Below are 2,117 nucleotides of genomic sequence, written 5' to 3'. Positions count from 1 at the left end.
TCGCGGCCGGTGCCGGCGGTCGTTGGGGTTTCGGGTTCGGGTAGCGCCCGGCGGTCGAGTTTGCCGTTGGAGGTCAGTGGCAGGGCATCGATCACCACGACGGCAGTGGGAAGCAGGTGTTCCGGAAGTCGCTTGGCCGCGTAGCGGCGGACCTGCTCGACCGCGGTGTCGGGGTCGTCGTCGGTGACCAGGTAGGCGACGAGGCGCAGCTCGCCGTGCCGATCGGGGCGGGCGACGACGGCGATCTGCTCCACGGCCGGGCAACCGGTGAGAACCGACTGGATCTCGCCGGGCTCGACCCGATACCCGCGGATCTTCACCTGGTCATCGACCCGGCCGAGGAACACCAACCGACCATCCGCAAGATGCCGCACCCGATCCCCGGTGCGATACATCCGCTCACCATCACCGAACGGGCACCCCACAAACCGCTGCCCGGTCAACCCCGGCTGACCCACATAACCCCGCGCCAGTGCGGCCCCGGCGACATACAACTCACCCGCCACACCCACCGGCACCGGCCGCAACCGGTCATCGAGAACGAACACCCGCACGTTCCGAATCGGCGTCCCGACCGACACCACCCCACCACCATCGAGACGACCCGTGAGGACCCCAATGGTGGTCTCCGTCGGCCCGTAGTGGTTGAACACGGGCCGGCCACCAGCAGCGGCCACCAGGTCCCGCACCCACTCCACCGGGGCCGCCTCACCACCGAGCACCACACCACCAGCGGGAACCAGATCCGACAGTTGGCCCGCCGCACCCAACGCCATCAGATGCGACGGCACCACCTTCAGGTGCTCGATTCGATGCTCGACCAGATACGCGGCCACCGCCAGCGGATCCGTCACCGCACCCTCGGGCAGAATATGCAACTGCCCGCCCCGCGCCAACGACGCGAACAACACCGTGTTCCCCAGGTCCGTCACCTGCGCCTGCAACAACGCAAACCGGCCCCCCGAACTCGGGAAACCCAACCGGTCCGGCACCGACGCCACATAGTTCGCCACCGCCGCCTGCGTGACCGCCACACCCTTCGGCTGGCCTGACGACCCTGATGTGTAGATCACATAGGCCAGGTCATCCGGGTGGTGAGTCACCGCTGGTGCGCTCTGCTCGAACACCGCCAGACCCGCCCGGGTCGCCTCCGCGTCTACCGCAACGATCCGGATTTTGCCCGCCGGCAGCTCATCAGCGGTGTCCTCATCGGTCAGTAACAGCACTGCTCGGCTGTCGCGTAGCACGAAAGCGACCCGCTCCACCGGCTGACTCGCATCCACCGGCAGATAACCCGCACCCGCCTTCCACACCGCCAGAATCGCGACGACCGTGTCCACACCCCGTGGCAACGCCAACGCCACCACGGACTCCGGACCCACTCCCTGCGCGACCAGGAACCGCGCCAACCGATTCGCCCGCGCATCCACCTGCGCGAACGTCGTCTCGACCCCATCCACGACGACCGCCACCGCGTCCGGAGTCCGGAGAACCCACCCCTCGAACAACGCCACCACCGACTCCGCTGGCGCCGGATCCGCGCTGTCGTTGAAGTCGACGACGACCTGACGGCGTTCCTCCTCATCGAGCAGGTCCACAGCACCCAACGACACCTGCGGATCGGCGGTCACCGCCTCCAACACCCGGGTCCACCCCGACGCCACCCGCCCCGCGAACGACTCGTCGAACAGGTCCGCCGCGACCGTCACCGCACCCCGCAGACCCGCCGGACGGCCCTCCTCATCGAACGTCTCACTCACCAACACGTCCACGTCGAACTTCACCGTCGACACCGTCGTCGACCCGCCAGTGGACACACCGGTGGCCTCGACCCCCAACAGATCCAACACCGCGTCGATGGTGTCCTGCTTCGTCAGAATCACCTGGAACAACGGATGACGCGCCATCGACCGCACCGGCGCGATCTCCTCCACCAACCGCTCGAAGGGCACATCCTGATGCGCCGCACCCGCCAACGCCGCCTCCCGCACCCGCGCCAACACCTGCGCGAACGACGGATCCCCCGACAGATCCGCCCGCAACACCACCGTATTCACGAATGACCCGACAAGATCATCCAACGCCTCATCGACGCGGCCCGCATGCGCCGAACCAAT

At 67.7% G+C, this 2,117-nt stretch carries 1 protein-coding gene; it reads right to left on the bottom strand.

What is annotated here, in order from left to right:
* A partial coding sequence (locus ABZ406_RS30910) for an amino acid adenylation domain-containing protein (RefSeq protein WP_357769111.1) occupies positions 1–2,057 on the bottom strand: 2,057 nt, incomplete at its 3' end.
* Positions 2,058–2,117 lie beyond the last annotated feature (60 nt).

Origin of the sequence: Micromonospora sp. NPDC005710 (assembly GCF_040630995.1) — a bacterium.
GTDB lineage: Bacteria > Actinomycetota > Actinomycetes > Mycobacteriales > Micromonosporaceae > Micromonospora.
The sequence above is the reverse complement of the archived record's forward strand: the minus strand, read 5'-3'. Positions and strand labels throughout refer to the sequence as shown.